The organism is Bradyrhizobium sp. IC4060 (assembly GCF_020193715.1).
Classification (GTDB): Bacteria; Pseudomonadota; Alphaproteobacteria; order Rhizobiales; family Xanthobacteraceae; genus Bradyrhizobium; species Bradyrhizobium yuanmingense.
Window position 1 is genome coordinate 161873 of record NZ_JADYVJ010000005.1, and the last position, 24188, is coordinate 186060.

The window sequence follows — 24188 nt, forward strand, 5'->3', positions numbered from 1 at the left end:
TGTCCGCAATACTACGGCCCTGAAATTCGGTTTACTGAAACTCGATGCTTCGCCATTGATGATGCAGCGATGTTCCTTTGATTGTCTCATTTCAGCGGCCGGCCAGAATCATGTTGTTCGACGACCTCGCTCCCTCCTCTGCGCTTCAACTGATCGGCTTCTCCGATGTCGATGCGTTTCGGCCGATTGAGACGATGGAGGATGCGAGGAGCATTCCGCTCGACATCCCGAACTTCGCGGCGGCCCGAGCCATCGTCTCCCTGCCGGCGTGCCGCATCATCGTGATGAGATCGTTCGCGCGGATCCTAGATACCGCTTATCGCATGCCGAGCGGGATGGTGATCCTGTCGATGAGCGACGATCTTCAGGTCAACTTCAAAGGTGTGGATCTCGACGCCCGCTTCTTCGCTACCCTCCACGGCAACGATGAGTGCCATTTCGTTGAGCCCCGGACCAATCATCACGCCATGATCATCTTCTCCCCCGAGCTGAGAGACCGGGGCTGGTTCGACCGCGCCGACCATTTGCGCGCCCATGTCGCGAACCGGCCCGCCCTGCTCCACACCCGACAGCTCCTGCTCGATATCCTGCGCACCGCGTCAGTGCAGCCAGACCTGTTCGAGACGACCGAGATTGCGGCCCATCTGCAGGAAGGCCTGCTGCTCGCGCTCGACGATTTGTTTCGAATCGATTCGACGTCGGATCGGAGCACCTCGGTCCACAGCGAGCGGGCGATCAAGCTCGTGCAGCGCATCGACGACTACGTCGCTACCTATCCGACCGCGCCGATCTATACAGCCGATCTCGCCCGCGAGTTCGACGTCTCGATCCGTACGCTCGGCGGCGCCGTCAGCAAGGTGCGGGGCATGAGCCTGCACCAGTACATTCGCCTGAAGAGGCTGTGGGCGACCCGCGCCCGCCTCCTCAAGGGTGGCGTCACCGTGGCCACCTGCGCACGTGCCCAAGGCTTCCATCATCTCGGCGAATTTGCCGCAGCCTACCGCGCGATCTTCCACGAGGCGCCCTCCGACACGCTGGCACGCGGCCGGCAAAGCGGTGTCCCGGCAGGCTGATGGACGCCGCAGGCCCTCGCGGCGGTGACCCGGCATCCTCGCCGCTTTAGAACATATATGGAACAAAGAGGACTGGCGCGCTCGGAAGGATTCGAACCTCCGACCCTCGGAATCGAAATCCGCCCAGTCCCCGAGCATCTCCAACAAACATTCTGAACTTTCCCGATCCGTTCACGCATTGACGGGATTGGGGAATTTCTGACGTTCAGAATGCAAAGTGGAGATGACCGTGCCTGAAATCCGATTGGACAGTGCTCGTACTGAGCGCATCATTCCCCAGACTTTGCGGGATGACGCAGGGCTCCGGCCCGCAAGGCAAATGAGATCGCGGCCCATATCTGCATCCGGCTCAGCGCTCCCAATGGCTACACCGACGAACCCTCCCCTGAGCGGCTCCGCATCATCCGCAGTTCGCCACCGTTCGACAGCGCATTCACGAAAGCTGTGTCAGCGAAGATCGCGAGCGTCGATGACATTTTGGCGCGGGAGCTTTGGGATCTGGTTTACGAGCGGGGGCAGTATCTGCCGCCGGCCATCGCGGACACGCCGTCCTGGTTGCGATGAGGCGTTATCCACACCGGTTTAGCACGGAGTTCAGGACATGCCTTGCGTGCTATCCTCAAAGCGCGACTCACCATCCTACCAGACACGTCGAGAGCTTTGATGCCGCCGGAGTCCCCCCGCAATACCTGCGTTCGCTGTCGAGAGAATCACGGCTGAGATCGCAAGGTTAAGTCACATCACCCTCGCATCCGCGATTATCACTGCGTCCGGGCGCGCCCACTCAGTCCAGGAAGCTCTCAACCTTATCCAAGACATTCAGTTTGCATTGAACCCGCAGCCGGGTTCTGGCGCGTGGCAGGAATGGAAGAGGACGAGGGAGGCTTCTTTGCGGCTTGTGCACTCGTAGATCAACACTCGAGGACGAGGTTAGCCCATGAGATTTCTTGCGAGGATTTTTGAAGGTGAGTGGTGCGTATGGGACCGAGAAACAGACGAACCCGCAATCCTCGGCGGCATACAGCGGCTCATAAATCTCTCCCGAGCGAAGGCGGAAGAGACTGCTGACGATATGAACGAGCCCGGCGAGTGATTGCTTCTCGCCGCCTCCAGCGTTGCTGCCGCGGGCTACCTCGATTTGACTGGCTTCGGCCGTCTCGGAGCTCGCTTGCGAGTGGGTTTTGCTGACTCGACTTTGTGCAGCACATAGTGCGATTTCGGATCTCGATGTTGTTTTGAAATAAAGTCCAGTACTCCGCGCTGAACGAGGCGTTTCAGTTTCCCATTTGCCGTGTGCCAATAAGTCGTGCTGAGAATGCGCAGAGCGCCGCTGGCATTGATCTTTCCGTGTTCAATCACATAATTCACGATTCGTCGTTCGTCAGCATCGAGCGAGAATGCAAGCGCATCGCCCAAGGCCCTATATGCCTCGCTATCCAGTGAGTTGGTTCGGTTGGCCACGTCGTTAAAGAGCGTAGCTGTCACGGTGTTTGGATCAGCTGAATACCGTATGGTCGGAAGCTTCGCCTCCTGAAGCTCCCGCTTGATGCGCTTCGTTCCTTCGCTGATGCACCGCACCTCTCCAAACTCCCGCAAAACGAACATCAAAAATGGATTGCGCGGTTTGTGGAAAAGGTTGTCTGGCGTTATCGATGGCATGAAGCCCCCTGGGCTTTCTACAACGAGGTGATCGTCGAACATCTTTACAAAGATCGGACGAGTCCGTGCGTGATAGGATCGATGGACGCAAGCATTCACCAGAACTTCGTACCAAGCGTCGAATGGATATTCGGCCTTTTGATAGAATTTGCCGGATCGATATTCAGTAAACTCACGAAGGTTTGCTCCAATAATCGCGGCAGTATCCTTGATCACCTCGAGAATTGAGCCCTCGACCATTCGGTCTTTGAGGCCCGGTCTTTTCTTGAAAATGAACGTAAGCGCCCGGAAATGCTTGTCGGGCAGCCTTGGCAGCCTCGACCACTACCACAGCCAAGAGATATGGGCGGCTGGAGGCTGGCACGACCTGGAAGAAGACCCCACCGAGTCCGGCATTGCCGACTGGGAAGGCATTCTGGAGCAGGTCGGCATGCGGGATTGGACAAACACGGTGATGGGGTGAGGCAGCTTAAAGAAGGGCTCTAGCGCTCGCTGCGGAGAGCTGCGGGGCTGCCGACGCTCGCGACTCAGCAATCTGTCTTCTGCGACTGCGCCACTCTGATGGCGTGGGTCGCCACCGGCAAGCCGCGACTCAGGCTCTCCATCGAGACGTCGGTGATTGGCCGACGTCAAACCACGAGAAAGGCTTGGCTATGAATATCGACCAACGGGCAAGCGTACCGCGTGAAGCAAAGGCTTCGGCGCCGACAAAGCGAAAGGTCGGGCGAATAGCGTCTATCCCGGACAACGATGGCAATGCCGCCAAGATCGCAGCTCACCTAGATGGGGGCGGCACACTGCGAGATTGCCCGGTCAGCGCGCACTTCCGCGACATACTGAAAACAGAGCGGCCTGAATGGTGGGCTGACACAATCCGCAAGTCTCACGCGAACACCACCGCTCGCAAGGTAAGGACATGCCGCGAGAAGATGATGGCAAAGACGCACTGTCGAAACGGGCATCTGCTCACTGCGGAAACGTCGGTCGTTCGCACACTTAAGCAGGGGCAATGGCAGGTCCGCCGCTGTCTGATCTGCGAAAGAGGATATGAGCATACTAGAAGCTACAAGGCCGACGACATTGCCAACGTCATAGAGCGGGCGAAAGCCGGGGCTTCGATGTACAAGCTCACGAGCTACCATAGCAGTGAGCGCGTTATGGCGCTCGGAGCGCTAAAGAACGCTATGCGGGACAACCCACAAGTGGAGGCTGTCCTCAAACCGCTCTTTACCGAGAACAGTTTGCGCAACCCGCGCAGGCTGATCACGCGCAAGCAAGTGATTCGAGGTCCGACGTTGACCGGCATTATTGCGGGACCGCCGCATGAAGTGTTCACGGCGGTTGACGGTGCCGTACCGCGCTATCTGGACTATCACACGCGCAAGGACGTCATGAGCGACATGATGCTTGCGATCCTTGAAGGCTCACTGACAATCGAGGATGCGCCGCGGCGTTGGCGTGAGTTTTCACGGATCGCTAACCGGATGTTCCCAACGAAGTACGGCCCCGTCTCGCTTGATGCCCCGACTTTCCACGACAGTAGCACGCCGTTGATCGAAAGGATCAGCGTCGGGCTTTGGTCGTAGCCCAGTTCAGGGCCCGCCGCCTGACCGTCGGCGGGCTTCTCTCTTGCGGCTCACTTTGGCGATCAGTTTAATGGACTCGATCATTGGGAGGATCGCAATGCAAAAGGTGATTACGGTGGCCGTGATAACTGCCACGCTTGTACTCGCAGCATGTGGCAGAGAGCCTGGACCGAAGGGAGATCCAGGACCGCAGGGCCCGGCAGGTCCGCAAGGCGCCCAAGGTGTTCAGGGCGTTCCCGGTCCACAAGGTGCGGCCGGCGCGCAAGGTCCACAAGGACCGCAGGGGCCGAAAGGTGAGAAGGGAGACAAGGGCGAGCCCGGGACGGTCAATATCCGCGCTGTACAAGCCGACGGCGCCGTCAATTGCGACAGCAGCGAAATGCTTGTGTCGGTGTTCTGCCCCAGTGGTGCCAGCGCGGATGGCGGAAAGTGCAGCACTCCGCCGACAATTGGTCTTTGCCTGAAAAAGTGAAACTGGAGCAGGGCCCACCAGCGTGAACCGGCGGACCCTGCTCATTGTGTGCAGAGTTAGCGCTGATGCCCTAAGCCAACTCCAAGGCTACGTGCCTTTTGCCTCAACGAGCCCTCGGATCGCTTCATCAGCTTCGAGAGCCTGGCTACCGGCGTGCGCGGCTTGCCGCGGCTGAAGCTCGGTAGTGCAACGACCAAATGACGCTGTGGTAGGCAGTCGAGCCGAGACTACTCTTGTTTCTGGTGCAGTCGATCGCAATCGGTCATTGGGCCATTTACCCGGTCCCTCGTTCGCTACCGTAGTGTTGCGGGCTTGAAGTTGTATTAAAGCCAAATCACAATTGTCTATGAGCGTTCCGGAAAAAGAACGGGTCCCTAGATTCCTGGTCCAGGAGCAGTGGGACCGGATCGAGGCTGATTGGGCTGAGTCTTCTCGCAAGGAGAGCTGGATTTCCAATCTGCTTGAAAAGATTGCGCCCCTGTTGGGCTTCGGCCATAGAAGGTAATGCATGGCCGCCGAAGATGGACCGCGAACCAATGCGCGCCAGGGGTCGACTTGGAATACGGTCTTCTCCCGTCGTAACCTCACGATGGTGCCGGCGAGTCCTGATAGTCGAAGTAGAAACGCATGAGGGCCAACATTGTCTTGGCCCTGTGCGATCCTATCCGAGCAAGCGCCGCCCAGCGCGCCATTTACTTGCTCAAAATGAGCCGTTTGCTCAAAACTAGGTCTTGGCTCGGGGATTGCCCGGGATCATCTCTATCAAATTGACCTTGGTGTCTCTCCGCGCAATCAGCGAGCTTCATCCAGTCGCCGGCGAGCCGCGGCAATGCTTCGGTGGTGTCTTGGCGGGACCTTAATGATCCCAGAGTCCACGTCTTTTCATCTCGTCCTCGACCTCTTTGAGCAGCTTGAGGAGTTCGGGACCGTCCATATTCTCACGCGCGGCACGCTTATAGCGCTCCACGATCGTCAGCTCAGGCTTCGAAGAAGGTCCAGCCCCGCTTTCCATCGCCGTCTCCCCTTCCGTAGGTCCGTGGCCTCAATTGGTGACCGAGAGCCGAGACGCTCCCGCTTTCATGCCTGGCTAGTGACGGGACCTGTCCTTGTTCTTCTGAATGGGAGGCGTGCTTGGATTTAGCTTGCTCCAGAAGTGATTTAGGACGGCGTTGATGGCCCAGTCGCTCTTGTTCGCGACTCTCGTGCGAAAGTCGATTATTCTCTTCACGCGATTGCGTGCACGGGATTGAAGGCGTCCCATCATGTCGGAGCCCGCAGTCCCGGCGAGGAAACCCACTGGTTGATGTGAATAGCCACTTCGGCCTGACGAACCTTCTGCAGCAAGTCGTCCCGGTCCTTGCCAGGCTGCAGTCTTTCGGCCTGATCGCGCCCGCGGCGCGCAAACTGGGTAAGCCGATCTGAAAGTGTTAAAATCCGAGATTGCATAGCGCTGCTCCCTGTCCGGTTGGGCGGGAGCACAATACTCTCAGTCACCGATAGAAGCCGTGGGCCGAGCGGTGATGAAGCGACTAGACACCCTATTCGGCAGGGAGTCGACCTAATTCGGCTAGGGTGCTTAGAATTGTCAATTCGGTGTACGAAGTAGGTAAGACAGGGCGCTATTTCCCTCGATCTGGGCCGTTTCGCGCGAAGTCTCATGGCCGCTCCCCGAGCGAACCAGACATTTGTCCCGACCGCGAGGTCACCTAAGGGCCGATTCCGTTGAAAAAGGCCGGCAGTATTTCGTTGTAATAGCTCCGTCGCGACGTGGCCGAACTGCTCTACCGCCCCTATGCGAGCCTCGGCCTGGGCATCGGGATCAGCTTGGCCATCTTTCGAAGGTTCTGGGCGGTGGCTGCGAGGATGAACTCGTCGCGCGCGCCGTTTGGACCTCGTAAACGCAAACGGTCGAGCTTGAGAATGCGCTTGAGGTGCGCGAACAACATCTCGATTTTCTTGCGGAGCCGGCGCGAGGTGCCTCCCTCCCACGATCTCGCGATCTGGCGCGCCATGTCGCGAGCGCCCTCGTAGATCGAGCGCGGCACTCTCCGTGAAGCCTGCTTGGGGCAACACCGAGCCTTCAATGCGCATCGATCACAATCGCGCTTGCTGGCGAGGTAAAGCATGGTGGTACCATCATTCACCAACGTTCCGGTCGTGGTGAGAACTTTGCTACCAGGGCAACGATAGATGTCCCCAGCATGGTCATAGGTGAAGTCGTCGCGCGAGAAGATCCCGTCTGTGCGGGCCGACTTATCGAAGACTGTAACGTGTGGCTCGATGCCGTGCTCATAGACCAGCCAGGCGAGCATCTCGGCCGAGCCATAGCCGCTGTCACCGAGGAGCCGGCTCGGATAGAGATCAAACCGCTCCAGCGAGCGCTCGATCATGCGCTTAGCGGCCAATACCTCCGCCTGCCGGATTGCCGTCGTTGCCTCAACATCGACGATGATCGCGTTCTCGATGTCGATCAGGTAGTTCGTCGAATAGGCGAAAAACGCTTGGCCACCGTGCGCCCCCGTCCAGCGCGCCGCCGGGTCGGAGGGCGAAACGAACTTCGGGGTAACCTCGGTCGCAGCTCCGAAAGCAGCATCATCGAGGACAGTCACAGATACTCATCGATTGCTCGGCCGGCAGCCTCCGGCGGAAGTCCCTTATCGCCTTCGATCCCCTTCTGCCGATTGGCATCGGCCTTGATTAGGCTCGCATCGACTGCAAATCCTTCGCCGCCGACCAGTCGTTCCTCGATGCTGCGGCGCAGCACGCTCTCGAACACGCGACGGAAGAGGTCGCTCTGCCGGAAGCGGCCATGCCTGTTCTTGGAGAATGTCGAATGATCCGGCACTGCCCCATCCAGACCGAGCCGGCAAAACCACCGGTAGGCCAAATTGAGGTGAACCGCATCGCACAGGCGCCGTTCCGATCGGATGCCGAAGCAGTAACCGATCAGGAGCATCCGGATCATCAGCTCGGGATCGATCGAAGGCCGACCGATGCTGCTGTAGAATGGCCCCGGGTCCCGCCGGACCTGTTCGAGATCGACAAACCGGTCAATCAACCGCAGCAAGTGATCAGTCGGGATATGTCTTTCGAGCGAGAACTCATAGAACAAAGTAGCCTGTTCGACTTGCTGATGCCCCATCATGATCTTCAGTCCTGCCAACTAGACAGATTGAATCACTGATATCACTGCGTCGCAACAGCCGTCTTTTTCAACAGAATCGGCCACATGCGGACATCAACGGGACGATGCAAGAGCACATGGCGGATTTTCGGTTGCCACGATCCGGCCCCGCGCTGGGGAGCACGGAGCGTACAGAACGCTGGCTTGAGGTTGAGGCAATTGGTCCAATCTTCTCATCCATCTTGAAACAAGATCAAGCCTCTCTAAGTCTCACGCCGGAGGGCTCCTCCGACCTCTTTTGGAAAGGATTGCTTGTAACCGTCGAGGACGACGATGATGACACTGGAAGAAAAGCTCGCCCGCTTGCGCACCCACCGCAATAGCATTCACCGCTACCACCGGCTGCTCAAGACCCGCCTTTCCGATCTGGAGCGCGAGTACATCGAAAGCCGTCTCTCCGAGGAACGGGCGGCGCTGGTAAGCCTCGCGCGCACGCCGTTCCCCATTTCTTTTAAAATGCCGCCGCCAGAGCAGCAGCCGCAGACCTTCAAGCCTGAGGTGACCTGAGCTTGCCGTGGGCATCAGGAGGTCGCTCCCGTGCGACAGCGGCCCATCAACGGCGTCGAGCCGGAAAGAACCGAGGATGACATTACGCGTGAGCTGCTCGGCCCCAGGGGCGTTCCGGGCGGTCCCGATCCCGCCCGCATGGTCCCGCAGGTCGAGAAGAACACGCCAAAGCACATAAGGTGGAGAACCCCGAGCTCCCGCGATGAACCGAGCGCCAGAAACCGGAACCTTGTTGATCTGGTCAAGGGCAGAGAGGCGGAACGGGTAGTGACAAATCACCGTTGCTCCGAATTGCGGGGCGCCTTTGATTACGGTGCAATGATGCAAGACGCTCAGAAGTACATCAACATTGCCGCTCTAGTCGCGCTCGCTGGTTGGCTTGGTCTCTGTTTCAAGATGGGCTGGTACTGATGGGGCGGCTTACGCCCGGAGTAGACCACATCGGCCCCAGCCTGGAGGTTTTTCCGGATCGAAAAACGAGCTGGGACCGAGAGGTCTGCCGTTGGATGGCAAACGCAGCTTGGTCCCAAGAATCATGCCCCGTGGCATTCAATTTGTGAATCCGACGCAAACGGAATGCCCGATGAACCTAGCCCCGGAGCAAGGCGTTTCCATCGGCACTTTCGGAATTTGGCGCCGGAAGTAAGCCGTCCAGCAAGGCTAGCTCAAGCTGCGGCACTTACGGCTGACCCAAGGCCGACTGCGCTGAGTAGCTGCCGGCCCCAGGTCCGCACCGAATTTCGTCCGCGTCGGCTGGACAATTTCCGATGACGGCGAAGCTATGCCACGAGCCAAACGATCCAGCTTCTCAGCTACCGGTGGTCAGCCGCGGCGGGTTGCGGGACATAATCCAGAGCTCGATCGCTGCCAGGATTGCGACCGCCGCGCCGATGATCACATGCACCGTCATCGCGGTGGTTCCCTGGAAGCCCAATACCCAGGGCGATACCAGTGCCCACAAGCCGACGACGAGGTTCAGCCACTCCTCCCACACCGCGAACGCCGCCAGCGCCGCGACCGCAAGGATCGCGATGGCGATACCGGTGATAACGGCGTTTTGAGAGACCGTCCCCGCATCGAAACCGAATATCCAGGGCGAAACGAACAGTACCGCGCCGAGGATCAGGTTCGCAACGTCACAAAACTTGCGTTCGTCCAATTCCCTTCCCAATTCTGCATGGCACCCTCCATTGGAGGTTTCGATGCCAAATCAACCGCGTAATCACCGAGCTGGTTTCCACCGCGGCCCGCGGCATAATGGCAACGGAGCGGCGGACCTGCCGCGCCGGTGCTGTCCCTCTGTGCTCATTAAGCAGCTGACTGCCTGCGGTCCCAACCTTAACAGCGGCGGGAATGCGGACGGCTCCAGAGGTCGCTGAAGGGTCAATCGCGACGGTTTGGGCCGGTTTAAGTCCGGTCTGCCCCTGAGAGCCGACATATCTTCGACCGTGGGTTGCCGCGGGAATGGAGGCAGTAGGAGACCATCCTTCCACGAGTACGGCTCATGTGGATGGTAACGCTTCATTTGACGCAGGCCTGTAAACCTCCCTGGCTTGGGGTTGCTTGTCCAGAACTGCAGGTCCTGTCGGCCGGGCTCTGGTGCTCGGGGGCGCAACGCCAGGAGGCGTCCATGGGTAACGAACTCGTCGTTCGGAAGTCCAGCCTTCCAGCTTCTCAAAGGATCCATCGAGCTGCCCAGTATGTTCGTATGTCGACCGAACGCCAACAGTACTCAATTCAGAACCAGGCTGCAGCGATCGCTGCATACGCGCATTCGAAGAAACTGACGATTGTTCGAACTTACAGAGACGAAGGCGAAAGCGGTCTTTCGATCAAAAATCGAGCCGGTCTCATTCAGCTCCTGGAGGACGTACAAGCGGGAGACACCGATTTCGCTCATATCTTGGTCTATGACGTGAGCCGTTGGGGCCGCTTTCAAGATGCGGACGAAAGTGCGCACTACGAGTTCATTTGCAAACGAGCTGGCATCAGAGTGGCCTATTGCGCGGAGCAATTCGACAACGACGGAAGTATGCTCGCCAGCATCGTCAAGAACATCAAAAGAGTCATGGCGGCCGAGTACAGCCGAGAACTTTCGGCCAAGGTCTATGCTGGCCAATGCCGATTTGCTCGACTGGGTTACAAACCTTGCGGCAAAGTTGGTTATGGTCTGGTGCGAGAGCTCGTTGACGAGAAGGACCAATCAAAAGGCATCCTGAAGAATGGGGACCGCAAGTATCTCACCACCGATCACATTCGGGTTCGCCCCGGCGATCCGCGCGAAGTCGCGATCGTGAGATGGATCTTCACTCGGTTCTTAGAGGTGAAATGTGAAACGGTGGTGGCCTGGGAGCTTAATAAAAATGCGGTGCCGACCAGGACAGGAAAACCTTGGACACGTGTCATGGTCGGAGCCATTCTCAGGGATGAGACTTACATAGGCAATCTGGTCTTTAATCGGCGTTCGTGGAAGTTGCGTCAAATCCGCAAGTATAATCCGCCTGAGGAGTGGATCCGCGCTCAGAGTTGCCTAGAGCCGATCGTCGATCGCGACCTCTTCTTGCAAGCGAACAAATTCATCAGCGAACGGCGTGTTGATCTGTCCGAAGAGGAGATGATCTTTCGCTTGCGTCGAGCTCTGCTGGAACATGGCCGCCTGAGCATAAGCATCATCGATCGCACGCCGGGCCTGCCCTGTGTTGCAACATGTCAGACCCACTTTGGTAGCATTCGAAATCTTTACCGGCTGCTTGGTTACACCCCGAAACGAAACTACGAATTTCTGGAATCACGTCCGCTTTGGGCCGAGCAAAAGACGAGGCTCGCCTCTCGTATTCGAAGCGCCGCCAAGCGCGCTGGCTACCGCACGAGCACCGGCGGATGGACCGACTCGTTGCGCGTAAACGGTACCACATGCGTTTCGGTTAGGGCGGCACGCTGGACTCCTCCGCAGGAGGAAGCGCATGCTCCGCATTGGACCGTTCAATGCGACGCTCATGTGCCCGCGGGGTGGATCGCTGCCATACGACTTACGGAACACAACAAAGGCATTCTCGATTACGTGTTATTGCCTACCGATGGTAGGGTGAAGAGAACCATAAGGTTCACGGATTCGGCTCGCAAGCGCCACGACATCGCTTGTTTTGAAACAGCTGATGCCCTGGTGAGAGCGATCATAAGGCGGTTAGCCAAGAGAGTGCCTTCCCGAGCCAAGCCCACGCCGAAGAGCAGAGAAGCGAGAAAACGGCAGCCAGAATCCACGAGCGGCCTCGCGCGGCACTGATCGAGCGTAGATATAGGAACGCGCCTAAGAGCGGGCCGTAGTTCCTCCTGAAGTCTCCGTTGAGCTTTGCGATCTTTGACAGTTCGGAAGACACATCAACTTCATCGGCCATCGTGCTGGTCCTTGATGTTAGAGCCAGCGCCCTATGAACCACTGTTTTGCCCGACGGAGCAACCAAAATTTCGGGATTTCAAAAAATTGCCTCCGATTCGCCAGCCTCGTCTTTACCGCTAAGCCTTTGGCGATGCGTCATCAGGCTCTAGCGGTCGCGCCTTGCGATTAGCTTTCCACACCCACGAGGCGCAGTAGTTCTCGCGCGTTCCGATGCCCAGGGATTGATAATTTGACTCTCGCGGGCGTCGCGCTTCGATGGCGCGATGCCACGCAATGTACGCCATACGCCCACGCACCCCGACGGCCGGCCGATGAAGATCACTTTCGGCCAGATGCGCCAGATGGGTTTGCGCGGCATCCTCGTCTACTGCCATTGCGGCCACCACATTGCCTTGGACGCGGATCGGTGGCCGGACGAGGTGCGGCTTTCTGATATTGAGCCCCGCTTCGTGTGTCAGGGCTGCGGCGCCCGCGGCGCCGATGTCAGGCCCGACTTCGAGCGAGGCAATCCCCGGCTTGCCATCGTAGGGGCCGGGTTGCGAACTGACGGGGGCTTAGTTCATCTTGCGCCGTAGCTTCTGGATGATCTCCCGTAGGTCGGCGGCGTACACCTCTATGATCCGCCGCGCCTCCTCCAGCCGCGACGGCTTGGCTTCCTTACCCTCAGTCTGTTTGTCGGGGTCGGGCATGGCCTGAATGGCACCCGTCAAACGCTGATACTTTTTGAGCTACATCAAAGGGGAGCGGCAACTGAAGCAGCCTCACTCTTTCAGCGGCGGGTTCTGCGGCCTCCCGAGGAACGTCGAGGGCGGGCTCTCCTGGAGCAAGGCTTCGGATCGCGCAAGCGCATCTCTCGCTCGCGCGATCATCTCGGCTTCGTGCGCGGCGAGGCGCGAATGGCGATTGAGCAATTCCAACGACTTGAACAAGCCCGACATAGGCCGCTCCCCTTGGCTGTGCAGGCGGGAGCGCTATCGGTCTCTCAGCCACCGACGCCTACGGGCAGAGCCTCGGCCGGTGATGCCGTCATAACTACCACAAGCTACTTTGGTTCCAAACTGAAGTTGGTAGGTGCAGTAGATTGCTGATCCAGTCCTTCCGCCAAAGCCTTGTATTCGCGAGCCATTTGCAGCAGTTCAAGCTTGGTGGCCGGCGTCGCAGTAATGGCCGCCTGGTGGCGACACAGTGCTTCAAGCGAGCGGTATGATTCGGACCGAGGATGCATCGCTCGAGCATCTGTCAAATGCCGCCCGGGACCATCACTTGTGTTACAAAGTGAACAGTTCCCTCATGGGAATCGGACGATCGCTAACTCAAGTTAGAAGAGGCAAGGGCGCCCCGGCGGGCCTTAATGGAGGAGTTTGGCTTCCCCCCCAACTCCGACGCTCAAAATAGTCCAAGTTGCCACTTGTTCCCGACTCGTAAAGTAAGCGGCAAATCTTATGTTCGGCCCATGCGTATGGCCTACGAGCTTTGTCTGGCTACCGCCAGTAAGCAGGTCCCGACCGGGCAGGACTGGATCCATGAGGTAAAGCACGACGGCTACCGGATGCTAGTCATTCGGGAGGACGAACGCGTGCGCCTGCTCTCCCGTAACGGCACCGACTGGACGAAGCGCTATCCCTGGATTGCCCAGGCGGCGCTGAAAAACCGGCAGAAGCGCTTTGTGATCGATGGCGAGGCCGTGATCCTTGGGGTGGACGGCATCAGCGACTTCAACGCGCTGCACTCCCGCAAACACGATCACGAAGTCCAACTTTACGCCTTCGACATTCTTGCGCTGGGCGGCGACGACTTGCGCGCTCTGCCTCTGCACCTCCGAAAGACCAACCTCGAGCGACTGCTGGCGCGCCGGCCGGACGGGATCGCGGTGGCGCCATTCGAGCGCGGCGAGATCGGGCCGGACCTCTTCACAGCGGCGTGCCGAATGGGCTTGGAGGGCCTGGTCTCCAAACATCGCGATCGGCCGTACGGCGGCGGCAGGCAAAAGCATTGGATCAAGGTAAAGAACCGGAGCCATCCCGCGATGGAGCGGGAGCTGTGATGGCTTACAAGCAAGACGCAAAAGAGGAGATGACCAAGCGGCTGGGGGTGACATGGGCAGCGTGTGGCTCGAGGTCGAGTGCGCCCGCTGCAAGACCGCAAACCTGCCGCTTGACGCCAATCCTAAAGACACGTCGGAGCTGGAGGCTTCCCCTGAAATGCCATCATGCGGGGCGCCGGCCGACGATCGACCGCACCTTAGAATAGGAACGGTTCGTCGAGGACCCGTGTTGGCTTTGCCATCAGTACTCTGCCAGGAAGGCTAACATGCAGAGGGAGCGTTGGATTTTAATCGGCGCTTTGTCTTCACTCGCTCTGTTCGCGAGTGTCTGTACGACGGTCCTGCCGAGAGGCGCCGTTGACACTAGAGCCGTGTTGAAATCCGACCCCTCTCTTCTTCTTGTCTCAGAGAACAGCCCGTATATGCGAAACGAGCGCTAGGCCGCTCTACACCCTGCTGATGCGCCCTAGGCGTACGGTGGCACGTTCACTAGCGTACCTATCAGGCGCAGAAGGGCCTGGTGCTCGGGTCCTTTCGGCTCACTTCGCAAGAAATCGCCCAGCTCAATGTGTGTCAGTCGGCCGCCGGAAGGCGCGTTTGGCTGATGAATGACGAAAGCATGGCCATTGGCCGGCTCGCGTCCCAGAAACCAAGCGTCGCCGTTGGCGCTGCGATATAGCTCACGTCGTTCGCTCATCTGACGCTCCTTGTCGGGAGGAAGCTTCAAAAGCTGGCTCGTCCCCGAACCGTGCTTGCGTTTTCCGGCTCCGAGATCGCGGCGCGCGGCCACATATCAGCCAAGCCCAATTCCTCTGCTTACCTCGCGGGCTTCTCCTGGCGCGAGCCCAACAATGAGGCCGAGTGCTGCGGCTTCCTCGCGGGCGGTGAGCCCATTATGCATCAGTTTAGCGGTCCATCCCTCTGGGATGGCATCCAAGACCAGCTGAACGGCCTGTTCTTCCGTACCGGCCGCTAACCAGAACTGGCACTCGCCATCGTCAGTGGTGACCTGCAGAAGATGCGCTTCCATGCATGTGAACAGCCTGAGGCATGCTTGGTTGCTATCCACGCGCTTACTCGCGCCGCAGCGCTCGCCGTCTTAATACCGATACCCGCCACACCCAGGAACGTGAATCTCTCGCGACGATTGAATCCGGCACATCTGCCGAAGAACAGGTGATACCTTCTGCTGACGCCCCGGCCGTCCAGACAGCGGCTGGGGCTTTTTCCGGCCCTAGGTCCTGGGCCTCGCGAGGTCGCTGCTCGTCGTCCGCCGCCACTGGGTTATCACCCTCTGCGGCAAGATTTAGCACAGCAGCGAGATAGGAACGCCCCTCTGAGTTCCGAATTGGATCTATGTGCGCTTAGGCGCGCCAGGCTATCTCCGTAGCCCGAGCGGCCCCAGCCCTGGGTCATTGATCCAGGCCTGGGGTCGTTCTTTTCGCCCAGCCAGCTTGTTCAAAGGCGGTCGACAAGCATCTGCGTTAGGTACTCTCGCCCAGGCCCATGGTCAGGGCTACCGTGACGTTCTCGATCAGAAAGGTCTGCCAAGAGCGCGTACGCTTGCCGTCGTCGCTGATCAGGTCACGGGGCCAGCCCTCGCCATCAGTGTCGTAGAGCATCGCGTGATTGAGTAGGGCAAGTAGGCCGGCCCTGGTTGTTGGCCTTACGTTCACGAGCTCGCAGGCGGCATCCGTCTCAGCGTCCGAAGTCCGGTGCACTTCGCGCTCGGCCTCGATCCATCGCGGATCATCCGTTTTAATAATCTCATCGTCCCACACGTTAACGCGGGACTGTCGCTTGTCCTGGGGTAACTCCAGCTCGAGGGCGCAATGCCTGTCCACCCAGCCAATCCAAGTGGCGCGAGCTGCCTTGTGTGCTTCGATCACTGCGAAGATCGGATCAACCTCAGGCGCTTCTCTTGAGAAGCTAACCTGTGGGATAGCTTCTCCGGCGAGCGCGGCGCCAACCAGCATATTCTCCTCAAAAGGTTGAACGGCGCACACCCTCTTGCGGGCGGCCGTAAGCCGAAACTAGAGAGGTCGAGACAGCGAGACCATGGCGCTGGCGCCAAGCCGTTAGCTGCTGGGCGACGTGGTCGCGGTAGAGCTTCGCCGCCTGGCGCAGATAGCGGGGAGCGGTCGAGCCAAAGGTCCGCATGGCTTCGCGGCGGACGAGTGCCTGATAGACATCGCGCTTGAGCCTGCCCGTCTGCTCGTCGGTGAGGTTGGAGATTGCGAGGATGGCTGAAGGCATAGCTCCGCCGTTCACCGGAGAGGCGTCTTTGCTCATCTGGGTTGCTCGTTGACTTGCTATCTGATACGAAAAGTATCTCACAAGGAAGGAGTCCATGTCAATACTAAAAGTATCAATTCGCCAGATTAAAGCGGCTAGAGCTTTGCTCGGTTGGTCGCAGGACGATTTGGCCACTCAGTCGGGCGTATCGGTTCCGACCGTCAAGAGATTGGAAGCTGCGGATGGTGAGGTTGGCGGCAGGGCCGAGACCGGTGACGCACTCGTGGCTGCGCTCGAGAAAGCCGGCGTCGAGTTCATCCCAGAGAATGGCGGCGGCGCCGGTGTGAGGATGAGGAAGCGGAAGCGTTGATTTTTTTATTCAGAAGTACCCCACCCCTTTTGGGGCCCCAGGCCCCCTACTTGCGAGCTCCAAAAGAGCCTTTTGCCGTGCGGGCTGTTTCGAAAAATCCCCCGAACTTACCCACGCCATAAAAGGAAGATTTTTTGACATCAGAATTGCCGCAGAGGCCTGATTTCAAAGGACAAAAAATTCCTCAGAAATTCGCCATAAATCGAATTTTCGGGCTCGCGCTGGCCATGTCGGTTCTATCCGCTCCTGCGGCCCTCGCGGACGACATAATCGGGCAGGCCAGCGTGATCGACGGCGATACGATCGAGATCCATGGCCAGCGCATCAGGCTCTGGGGTATCGACGCTCCGGAGAGTGATCAGCTCTGTCGGAACGATGACAGCAAGCTGTACCAGTGCGGACGCGCTGCCGCGACGGCGCTCGCAAGACTGTTCTGGGCTATCAAGCGACCCGTCACCTGTTCTCCGGTTGATCGAGACCAGTACGGGCGCACGGTGGCGACATGCTCACTCGGAACGCCCGGCGCCGACATCGGACACTGGCTTGTCGCGAACGGTCACGCGCTCGATTGGCCGAAGTACTCCAAGGGCAAGTATGAGGACGCGCAGCGCAGTGCAGAGAAGACCAACCTCGGGATCTGGGTTGGAAGCTTCGCCGAGCCGTGGCAATACCGCACTTGCATGAAGGCGGGCGGCAGACCGGCTGCGTGCTCTGACGAGGCCAACGATCGCCCCTGATCGGGCCGCCGCTATTTGGGGTCCTCGAAACTGGGACGGCCAATCTTCGCCGTCAGCTCGGCAATCCGCTTGTTGTCCTTCGCCTTGATCGCCCTTCGAAGCTCCTTCAGATCGTCTTCGTCGAACCCGGCCCGTCGGCGCGTCGACCTTCGGACGGAGGCCTTGGGCGCTGACCCCAGCCGCTCCCCAAACCTGCGCTTGGGTTTCTCTGTAGTTCGACTGAGGACAAGATCTTCCCAACTGCCGGCCAAGTCCTTTGTATGCCTCGATCGTGGTCGGGCTGGGGGCGGAGGGCGCCTTAGCTCCTCGAGCGTCTTTATGCCCCGCTCGATTACTCTCTCGGAATGCATCCCGCCGAAGGCCGGATCCTCGCCAAGGAGCTTATGTGCCGCCAGGCGGAGTGCGCCCTTCACAATATCGTCGAAGCCGTCCTCGCGGCGCCAGCGACGATAGCGCCAATCATCGTCCGCCGCACAATCCATCTCGGCTTGCGGCAAGCACAGCGCCTCCTGCAACTCCGCAGCCGACATCCCCCGATCCGCATGTTTCTCAAACTTGTTGATCGCCTCCACGACGAGAGCCAGACGACGGATGAGATAGACCGCTTCCGTATCGTTGCCCGCCATCGTACGAAGCAGTGCGGCGGCGAATTGAGAAAGTGCGTTCTGGACTTCGCTCTTGGCCAGTTCAATCTGTCGATCGGCACGAGCATTCGGGTTGCCTCTGACGAGCCTCAACTTGGGAGTCCTATCCTCCTCGTTGTCATCCTCGCCGCTTTCCACGAAGCGTCTCCCTCTTCCGGGTCCCAGATGCAGCTTATGACCTGGGCAATCTACTTGCCAGACCTCCGCATTGAGCCGAAAACATGCCTTTGAATTTGCTTACGAAAGCGAATTTAACCCCTCATGGACGAACAGCCCTCTTTTGCGAGGACGCGGCTGTTGCTTTCGCTCGCCCGTTCCGGTTGAATCCCCTCTAGGGGGAGCTTTGCCATGAACCGATTATATCCAGTCTATTGCCCTGTACTGCCTGTTTCCGCTCTGCTTGCCGCAATGGTCCTGTCAGGCTGCGGCGTGGTCCGAAACGTTCAGGCCAACAATTCGTACGACGCCTCAGTAGCTGCCTATAAGGACTGCCTGGCTCGCTCAGGAGCCACGGGCTGCGAGGCTCAGAGGCTCGCAATGGAGGCGGACAGGCAGCGGGTCGAGGTGGCAAGCTTGAGGGGTGGTGGAGGGAGCAATGCGCCCTACGTCCCGCCAGTCGCGGCGACAAGAGCCGATCCTGTGGTGTGTAACACCATGCGTACCGGCATCATGAGCACGACAACTTGCAATTAGCGCGAGTTGAGGGGTGGCCTAAGATTTTTCCCGCTCCTTAGGACTCTTAGAACATTGATTGCTGCCGGATGTCATCCTGCCGCACCACCCCATTGATCAGCCATGTATCTGGATGCAGCGAGTGAGTGCCCATCGCGAGTAGCATTCCCTTCTTCGGCAACTCTTCACCGAATACCCGCTGCATTTCACTTAGAGCTTTGCTTTCACCATAGAGCCGCGACCACTTATGGAATGTTGCTTCAATCTCCCAGTCCTGGCAGGTACCCTCGCGAAGACCGTCATCCGTTCGATACCGGTATTTAAATAGATATGGGCAGGGAATGTAGCTGCGAACGACCTGCTTCGAGAAAAGATCGCTTTGGGTGCGTATTGCGTCGAACGTCTCCTTCTCGTCGTCGACGTCCTTCTGGCTCTTTTTTTCAAAGCGGAATGACATCACCTCGAGCGGCTTGAGCAAGGCAAAACTCTTCCCGGCCTGGCGTTCGCGATTGAGGCTGGTCACTACGGCTTTGGCAAGAAACCGGCTGCGCTCTGACGGCTTAAGATCTCCGATAATCTCGATTGAATCTTGATCGATGCGGCGGCTCTCCGACCGACGATCATCTTTCGGAAGCCGCCACTTGAAACGGATAAGGTCCCACCTGCCAAATTTGCGCGAGTGATCCAGGGTCCTAAAAGCTACAGGGTACAGCCTGAGCCAATTGCCGTAGATATCGATCCCAGCACAGCAGACGGTCTCCCCGTGTCTGCGGCCAACCTGTGGCGCCGCCTTTACGATGACGACTGCTTCCGCCTCACCCGATGTGGGCAACTGCTCCGGCACGAGGGAAAACGCGCTCCTTCGCTATGATAGATCTGGATGGAGCGTTGGGCGTCAAATGCACTACTGAAAAAGGTTTAAGGCCAATCATTGATTCGGCCACAATGCTCCGATGGCAATTTGTATGATCACGCTCGAAGCAAAGTAAACAGGCATGATTGAGCGAAGCCTTCGATACAGCTGTAGCTAGTGCTTGCTGCGCCGCACTCGTACGCATGTGAGCGCCGAAGATCTTGCGAAATTCCGCGTAACGGCCTTCGCGAGCGGCGACCCGGCCGGGCTTCGGATCGCCTAACCCCTTTAGGTGCAGATAATCGATCCCGACGGATGCCAAACCTGCGGCCAGTGACGTCTTCGAGAAGCCGCGTTTCCGTGAAATCGGAACATCCCGAACGTCGATCAGCAGTTTTACGCCGCTCTGTCGCAGGCATTCGAATAGTTCGCTAGGCGAACTGCCCTCGTATCCAGCAGTAAACAGCTTCATTTCTGACCCTCAAAGGAGAGCCTCGAATCATATTTTCCAGTCATTGACAACCGGTTCACGACGCAAGCTCCGCCGCGGCACACCGCATCTCCCGCATCAAGGCCGTGAGCCGCCGCCTCTCGGCTATGTACTTCGCCGAATACCGGCCGTGTTTGAAGGCATTTTGGTTGCCCTTCGGAGCACCCGGCGAAAGACCTCCATGCATCCGACAGCGCCCATTAGGCATTGCCGGCGACTGGCAGGGCTTTCCGTTCCTGCGCTTCGTCCTCGCACCGCATCGGGGAGCGTTCTGCATATCCAATAGCATGGGGTTGAGCCTCCAAATTCTTCATAGACCCCCCTGGGGTGACCTGTCCGACGATCGCTTGGCCGCCCTGGTAGACGTGCACATGCTCGACGACGACCTTTTGCTGACCCTTGCCGCGGTATTTCGACAGCGCTGCGGCCTGCTCGGCATTGGCCTTCGTCAGCTTGGCTGCCAGAGTGAGGTTCATCTGCTTGCCCTCGACACTCTGGTCAGGGAGCATCGCTCGCCGATAGCACTCCATGGCAGCTGCGTGAGACGCGAAGAGCTGGGCTGCCATCATGCCCTCGATCGTATCCTTCGGGTTCACTCCCGCCATGAAGGCGAGAATGGCCGTCCTCTTGTCGTCCAGATCCTTGCCGGGCTGCGGATTGCGTCCGTACCAGGCGGTACTGATGACCTGATTGCAGAGCATCAGATTCCACTGGTCTGACTTGGACCCACCCAGATGCTTCAGTTCAGGTACGCTGGTGTCGAACTCATCCGGAGGAGGGCAATAGGCAACGTTTGCCTTGGTCTCTGGTGCCGATGTCGCTGATACCTGCTTAGCAGGGGCAGCGATTTTCTTGACCTTACGTGCCACGATCAGATGATCCTCAGAAGATAGTTCAGGACGATCGTGGGCTGCACGTTGCTGTGCGCTCCTCCGCTGGTGTTGTTGGAGGTCGCAGAACCGCTCATCGAGCCGCTGACAGAGACACCAATGTTCTGGTTCGCGACGCTGCCTGCTAGGGTGAACCCGCCGCCGCCAGTGGTGCTGGTATTTTGCACAACTAGAAAGCTGTTGGTCTGGCCGGTCAGCGTGCCGCTGGTCGAAACGGTCGATGTAATAGAGGGAATTTGTGACGCGGTCAGTGTAACGCTTTGAGCGCCTCCGGTCTCTCCAAGGACATCGCCAAATCCAGATGTTATATCGGTCAGCCGACCGGCAGCCGAGCCGCCCATCGTATCGACACCCGCCACGACGCGCCCGCGAAGATCGGGCACGTTAAACGTGGTCGAGCCATCCCCGCTCCCATAGGTCGTGCCCATCAGCGAGAAGGCAGCCGGATAGGTCGTGCGGCTGATCGCCTGCCCATGGGGCAACACGAAATTCGAATTGGGCGCGGTCGCTCCCGCATAGGGCATGATGCCGCCAATGGGCACATTGTACGGATTGCCGTAGAAGTTTTGCAGGTAGAAAGCCGCATCGCTGCTGTTGTAGACCGCAACGTAGGGAGTGCCCTGCACAATAACACCAGCCGGGAGTTCGACGGATGGAGCCGAGCGAAGCGGCTTCGCTCCGAGACCGTCAACGTTGAGTGTCACGGTCGCGCCATTTGTGGCATGCGGCGTGAAGCCAACCACCTGCCCGTTGAGGCGGGCCAACGTGTCGAAGCTCTGGAAGGTCGATAACGTGTAGGCCGTGCTACTGCCCCCCGTGACGGTCGCGCCTGCGATGTCATCGGCCCACTTCTTCGTGGAGGCCATCATGGCCCGTGCGCTGTCGTTCACGCTGCTGGGCGCCATGCCCTCAGCCCACGACAGACTGGGGTCATAGGTCGCGTTGTTCGCCGCCGTCTGGGACCACCATGCAACGCCGGTCATGCGTGCTCCTGACACTTGGCAATGACGGGATAGGTCCGCACCACGATGCCGCGCGTGGAATCCAGGCGAAGGGGCAGCGGCTTCAACCGCCAGTGCTTGGCGGGGTCGAAGGGCTCGGTGTCCTCGTTCTCGATCGGAAGCCAAGCTGCATCGCCGCCAACGCGGTCAATGTCGGCCTTGGAGGTCTTAAAGCTGGTGGTGATCAGCTCGCCGCCCCGGACCAAGCAATACTGCTGCTCGCCGAGAGGAGAGCCGCCGTCCGCCTGGAGGCGGTCGACCAACGCTTGTCTGATGTAGTCCGATTTTGATTGGCAACGCTGGCTCGCGGCCCTGTCGATCGCCTTTGACAGGTTCGCAGGGGCACGAAATTGGATCAGTTGCTCGAATGTGGCGGGGTCGTCCATTGATCGTCCTCATGCAGATTGCATGAGATTGTCAGTACGAGGGTTGACCGATCTCTACCATGTCAATGCTGCTGATCTTGCGGACTTTGCCGCTTCTGTGCCGTCCTCGCGCGCGTATTGGTCGCGAAACTATAAGCAAAGGGTTTGCTCCTGGGGTGCAAGCGACAGTGAACCCTTAGAATCGCGAGGTCCGCTATGGCTTGATAGCTGGCCAATCGTTCTCCCCTGCAGGGTAGCTAGTTCGACGGCGCTTTGGATTCGATATCATCGGGGAACGAACGCGATTGCCGCGCCCGTCCCAGTACTTCCCCAGCAGCCGACTTAACGGTCACCTCATATTGGTAGACACCGGGGTTGCAAGGTCCGAACGTCCGAAGAGCGCCAGCCGCAAGGATGCCGTTCTTTGGCAGGGGCACTTCCTGGCCGCCGTATTCGTGATCAGCTTGGGTAAGCTGCACAAGGATTGAAGCCGCTCCCTGCGGAACGTCCTTAAGTCGGATTTCTGGATTATCGAAGAGGCTAACGCAGGGCCTTGAGCTTAGAAACGAGAAGCTCATTGTCATTCCTGCAATAGCCTGCCGCGAAACAATGCCGTGCTGAGGCTGCTGTCGCGCCGCCGTTTGGGCCGCTGCCGAGGTGGCCCAGATCAGGACCAAACATGTGACTGAAATTGCTCTCATTGGCTTCGATAGCACAGGCCGAGAGACGAGTCTTGGGCCTGATCTCGGTTGCGTCCCGGTCTACCCCTCACAGCCGACGTCTAGGCGGCGGGCGGCCTTGGCCGCCACGGGCCAAGAGGCGACATCGACTAAGATTGCGAACGGAGGGCGCACCTAGTTGCGCGCGCTCCCGCGGCACTTAAAGGCCGCCTTATCATCTTCTAGCAATTCGATTGCGCATCGGATCATCGCCAAGCTAAGCGCGTCCATTTCCGGTGCTATCAACCTGCGGAACTGTTCAATCTCGTTGTTTATCTGGTCGCACTTTTTGCACATATGCATCCAGCGGCTTGCGGGCGGGAGCAACCAGCTCTCAGCCGATAGTAGCCTAGGGATCCGAAAAGGTGATTAAGCTTAAAGCTATTCTCACAGCGGCGTTCCTAGAAAGCCAAAGGAATCGGGATCAGCCCCTTGACGGTGCGCGCAAAGAAAAACGCCGCCCGCTTAAATAAAAGCGCAGGCGGCGGATTAACAGCCTCGGGAGGGTGAGAGTAAAATCCCGATAAAGGTTGGTCTTCTCGTGGCATGCTGAAGTTCATCAGGTCGGACAAAAGCGAGGCCCAAATTCAAGATGGCGGCTGTAGTCCCGGCGAGGTCAGCCACTTGTTGACCTCTCCGGCAGCATCGATCTGCCTGGCCTTTCGCAGAAGCTCCGTGCGGCGGACGCCAGCGGGCATCCCCTTCGCCTGTAAGCGGAGGTTGATCGCCTCCTGCGCGAGGCGGTATTCGAATGTCAAGGATTGTCCTGGGGACCGTTGAGTCGGCATGTTTGACGCTCCGCTTGGGGTTGAGCGGGAGCGCAATTTGCGTTCACGCCACCGATAGATGCTGAGGGCCGCTCGATGGTAGTGAGACAGTGCGCCTTTATTTGCCCAATAGCGAGCGCTTTGTTTCGATTCTGGCGGGAACTATCTGCAAGCTGCAAGCCGAGAGAGTTCGCCGCCGCCGAGCGGCCTTGCCACCATTCGGCAATGACTGTTCCCGATGCGGTGAATGCCAGGGGGCATCCCGTTGCAAACTGGCCCCGGGGTTTCGCAGCTGGCTAGATCACTCGTCGCCCCCCGATCTCTGGCTAGAACGATCAACGCGGTCCGCTCGAAATTCCGCAGGCCCTTCAAGCAGACGCTGCTTTCTCGTCGATTGAACCTTGGAGCTCGCGGAGGCGTCTGCTCTTTCATCTATCACCGTGCCAGCCAGGTGAAGAGCACGCTTTCGCTGGCGGCCCACTCGACGACCTTTGGCGTCCTCTTTCGTCATCCTACTGGCCCT

25 protein-coding genes and 1 pseudogene are annotated in these 24188 nt (G+C 58.8%); 10 read left to right on the forward strand and 16 right to left on the reverse strand.

Annotation, left to right across the window (positions count from 1 at the left end):
* Window positions 1-110 precede the first annotated feature (110 nt).
* Entirely contained in the window at window positions 111-1073 is a 963-nt protein-coding gene (locus I6F16_RS18985) for an AraC family transcriptional regulator (RefSeq protein WP_225173939.1), read from the forward strand.
* 1128 nt (window positions 1074-2201) lie between these two features.
* Here the strand turns inward: I6F16_RS18985 and I6F16_RS18990 are convergent.
* A complete protein-coding gene (locus tag I6F16_RS18990; RefSeq protein ID WP_036031630.1) occupies window positions 2202-2972 on the reverse strand; it encodes an ATP-binding protein in 771 nt (256 codons plus the stop codon).
* 55 nt (window positions 2973-3027) lie between these two features.
* Between I6F16_RS18990 and I6F16_RS18995 the strand changes: the two genes are divergently transcribed.
* Both I6F16_RS18995 and I6F16_RS19000 read left to right on the forward strand, forming a co-directional pair.
* Window positions 3028-3195, forward strand: coding sequence for a hypothetical protein (locus tag I6F16_RS18995; protein WP_157786074.1), 168 nt, complete (start codon window positions 3028-3030; stop codon window positions 3193-3195).
* A gap of 184 nt (window positions 3196-3379) precedes the next feature.
* Complete coding sequence (locus I6F16_RS19000) at window positions 3380-4318, forward strand: hypothetical protein (RefSeq protein ID WP_157786075.1); 939 nt, start codon at window positions 3380-3382, stop codon at window positions 4316-4318.
* Window positions 4319-5646: 1328 nt separating this feature from the next.
* Here the strand turns inward: I6F16_RS19000 and I6F16_RS19005 are convergent.
* Window positions 5647-5802 carry a hypothetical protein gene (locus I6F16_RS19005; RefSeq protein WP_157786077.1) on the reverse strand — a complete coding sequence of 52 codons (156 nt, stop codon included), beginning with the start codon at window positions 5800-5802 and terminating at the stop codon, window positions 5647-5649.
* Window positions 5803-6580: 778 nt separating this feature from the next.
* A pseudogene (locus I6F16_RS19010) lies at window positions 6581-7935 on the reverse strand (IS1182 family transposase).
* Window positions 7936-8247: 312 nt separating this feature from the next.
* Here I6F16_RS19010 and I6F16_RS19015 point away from each other — a divergent pair.
* Together I6F16_RS19015 and I6F16_RS19020 are read left to right on the forward strand one after the other, a co-directional pair.
* Window positions 8248-8481, forward strand: coding sequence for a hypothetical protein (locus I6F16_RS19015; protein WP_346656583.1), 234 nt, complete (start codon window positions 8248-8250; stop codon window positions 8479-8481).
* Window positions 8482-8511: 30 nt separating this feature from the next.
* The gene (locus I6F16_RS19020) at window positions 8512-8892 is read left to right on the forward strand and encodes a hypothetical protein (protein ID WP_225173973.1); all 381 of its coding nucleotides are present in this window, start codon (window positions 8512-8514) and stop codon (window positions 8890-8892) included.
* 397 nt (window positions 8893-9289) lie between these two features.
* Here the strand turns inward: I6F16_RS19020 and I6F16_RS19025 are convergent, their stop codons facing one another.
* Complete coding sequence (locus I6F16_RS19025) at window positions 9290-9640, reverse strand: SPW repeat protein (RefSeq protein ID WP_225173940.1); 351 nt, start codon at window positions 9638-9640, stop codon at window positions 9290-9292.
* A 471-nt stretch (window positions 9641-10111) separates the two neighbouring features.
* Between I6F16_RS19025 and I6F16_RS19030 the strand changes: the two genes are divergently transcribed.
* Both I6F16_RS19030 and I6F16_RS19035 read left to right on the forward strand, forming a co-directional pair.
* Entirely contained in the window at window positions 10112-11764 is a 1653-nt protein-coding gene (locus I6F16_RS19030) for a recombinase family protein (protein WP_225173941.1), read from the forward strand.
* Between the two features lie 377 nt (window positions 11765-12141).
* Window positions 12142-12453 (forward strand): hypothetical protein, encoded by a 312-nt coding sequence (locus I6F16_RS19035; protein WP_050996020.1) that lies wholly within the window; start codon window positions 12142-12144, stop codon window positions 12451-12453.
* Here I6F16_RS19035 and I6F16_RS38015 read toward each other — a convergent pair.
* Complete coding sequence (locus I6F16_RS38015; protein ID WP_276325017.1) at window positions 12433-12567, reverse strand: hypothetical protein; 135 nt, start codon at window positions 12565-12567, stop codon at window positions 12433-12435. The genes I6F16_RS19035 and I6F16_RS38015 overlap by 21 nt on opposite strands.
* A 72-nt stretch (window positions 12568-12639) precedes the next feature.
* Entirely contained in the window at window positions 12640-12816 is a 177-nt protein-coding gene (locus I6F16_RS19040) for a hypothetical protein (RefSeq protein ID WP_157786017.1), read from the reverse strand.
* A gap of 515 nt (window positions 12817-13331) precedes the next feature.
* Between I6F16_RS19040 and I6F16_RS19045 the strand changes: the two genes are divergently transcribed.
* A complete protein-coding gene (locus I6F16_RS19045; RefSeq protein WP_225173942.1) occupies window positions 13332-13922 on the forward strand; it encodes an RNA ligase family protein in 591 nt (196 codons plus the stop codon).
* A gap of 793 nt (window positions 13923-14715) precedes the next feature.
* On the opposite strand, the gene I6F16_RS19050 is transcribed toward I6F16_RS19045, so the two are convergent.
* The 3 genes from I6F16_RS19050 to I6F16_RS19060 form a co-directional block, all read right to left on the reverse strand.
* Window positions 14716-14952 carry a hypothetical protein gene (locus tag I6F16_RS19050; RefSeq protein WP_036027490.1) on the reverse strand — a complete coding sequence of 79 codons (237 nt, stop codon included), beginning with the start codon at window positions 14950-14952 and terminating at the stop codon, window positions 14716-14718.
* Window positions 14953-15406: 454 nt separating this feature from the next.
* Complete coding sequence (locus tag I6F16_RS19055) at window positions 15407-15898, reverse strand: hypothetical protein (protein WP_036027491.1); 492 nt, start codon at window positions 15896-15898, stop codon at window positions 15407-15409.
* A 7-nt stretch (window positions 15899-15905) separates the two neighbouring features.
* On the reverse strand, window positions 15906-16214 hold the full coding sequence (locus tag I6F16_RS19060) for a hypothetical protein (RefSeq protein ID WP_157786018.1): 309 nt from the start codon (window positions 16212-16214) through the stop codon (window positions 15906-15908).
* A gap of 58 nt (window positions 16215-16272) precedes the next feature.
* Between I6F16_RS19060 and I6F16_RS19065 the strand changes: the two genes are divergently transcribed.
* Window positions 16273-16527 (forward strand): helix-turn-helix transcriptional regulator, encoded by a 255-nt coding sequence (locus tag I6F16_RS19065; RefSeq protein ID WP_036027495.1) that lies wholly within the window; start codon window positions 16273-16275, stop codon window positions 16525-16527.
* A 227-nt stretch (window positions 16528-16754) separates the two neighbouring features.
* Window positions 16755-17264, forward strand: a complete 510-nt coding sequence (locus tag I6F16_RS19070) for a thermonuclease family protein (protein WP_225173971.1) — start codon at window positions 16755-16757, stop codon at window positions 17262-17264.
* 11 nt (window positions 17265-17275) lie between these two features.
* Here I6F16_RS19070 and I6F16_RS19075 read toward each other — a convergent pair whose 3' ends face one another.
* From I6F16_RS19075 to I6F16_RS19100, 7 genes are all read right to left on the reverse strand, one after another.
* Window positions 17276-18046 carry a hypothetical protein gene (locus I6F16_RS19075; protein WP_157786019.1) on the reverse strand — a complete coding sequence of 257 codons (771 nt, stop codon included), beginning with the start codon at window positions 18044-18046 and terminating at the stop codon, window positions 17276-17278.
* Between the two features lie 601 nt (window positions 18047-18647).
* Entirely contained in the window at window positions 18648-19424 is a 777-nt protein-coding gene (locus tag I6F16_RS19080) for a hypothetical protein (RefSeq protein WP_036027501.1), read from the reverse strand.
* Complete coding sequence (locus tag I6F16_RS19085) at window positions 19396-19905, reverse strand: DUF488 domain-containing protein (protein WP_081492973.1); 510 nt, start codon at window positions 19903-19905, stop codon at window positions 19396-19398. The genes I6F16_RS19080 and I6F16_RS19085 overlap by 29 nt, the downstream gene beginning before the upstream one ends.
* A gap of 55 nt (window positions 19906-19960) precedes the next feature.
* Complete coding sequence (locus I6F16_RS38020) at window positions 19961-20212, reverse strand: HGGxSTG domain-containing protein (RefSeq protein WP_085972289.1); 252 nt, start codon at window positions 20210-20212, stop codon at window positions 19961-19963.
* Window positions 20124-20792, reverse strand: coding sequence for a hypothetical protein (locus tag I6F16_RS19090; RefSeq protein ID WP_225173943.1), 669 nt, complete (start codon window positions 20790-20792; stop codon window positions 20124-20126). The genes I6F16_RS38020 and I6F16_RS19090 overlap by 89 nt, the downstream gene beginning before the upstream one ends.
* A 2-nt stretch (window positions 20793-20794) precedes the next feature.
* Window positions 20795-21796 carry a tail fiber protein gene (locus I6F16_RS19095; protein ID WP_036027503.1) on the reverse strand — a complete coding sequence of 334 codons (1002 nt, stop codon included), beginning with the start codon at window positions 21794-21796 and terminating at the stop codon, window positions 20795-20797.
* The gene (locus I6F16_RS19100) at window positions 21793-22200 is read right to left on the reverse strand and encodes a hypothetical protein (protein ID WP_036027504.1); all 408 of its coding nucleotides are present in this window, start codon (window positions 22198-22200) and stop codon (window positions 21793-21795) included. Before I6F16_RS19100 ends, I6F16_RS19095 begins: the two co-directional genes overlap by 4 nt.
* Window positions 22201-24188 lie beyond the last annotated feature (1988 nt).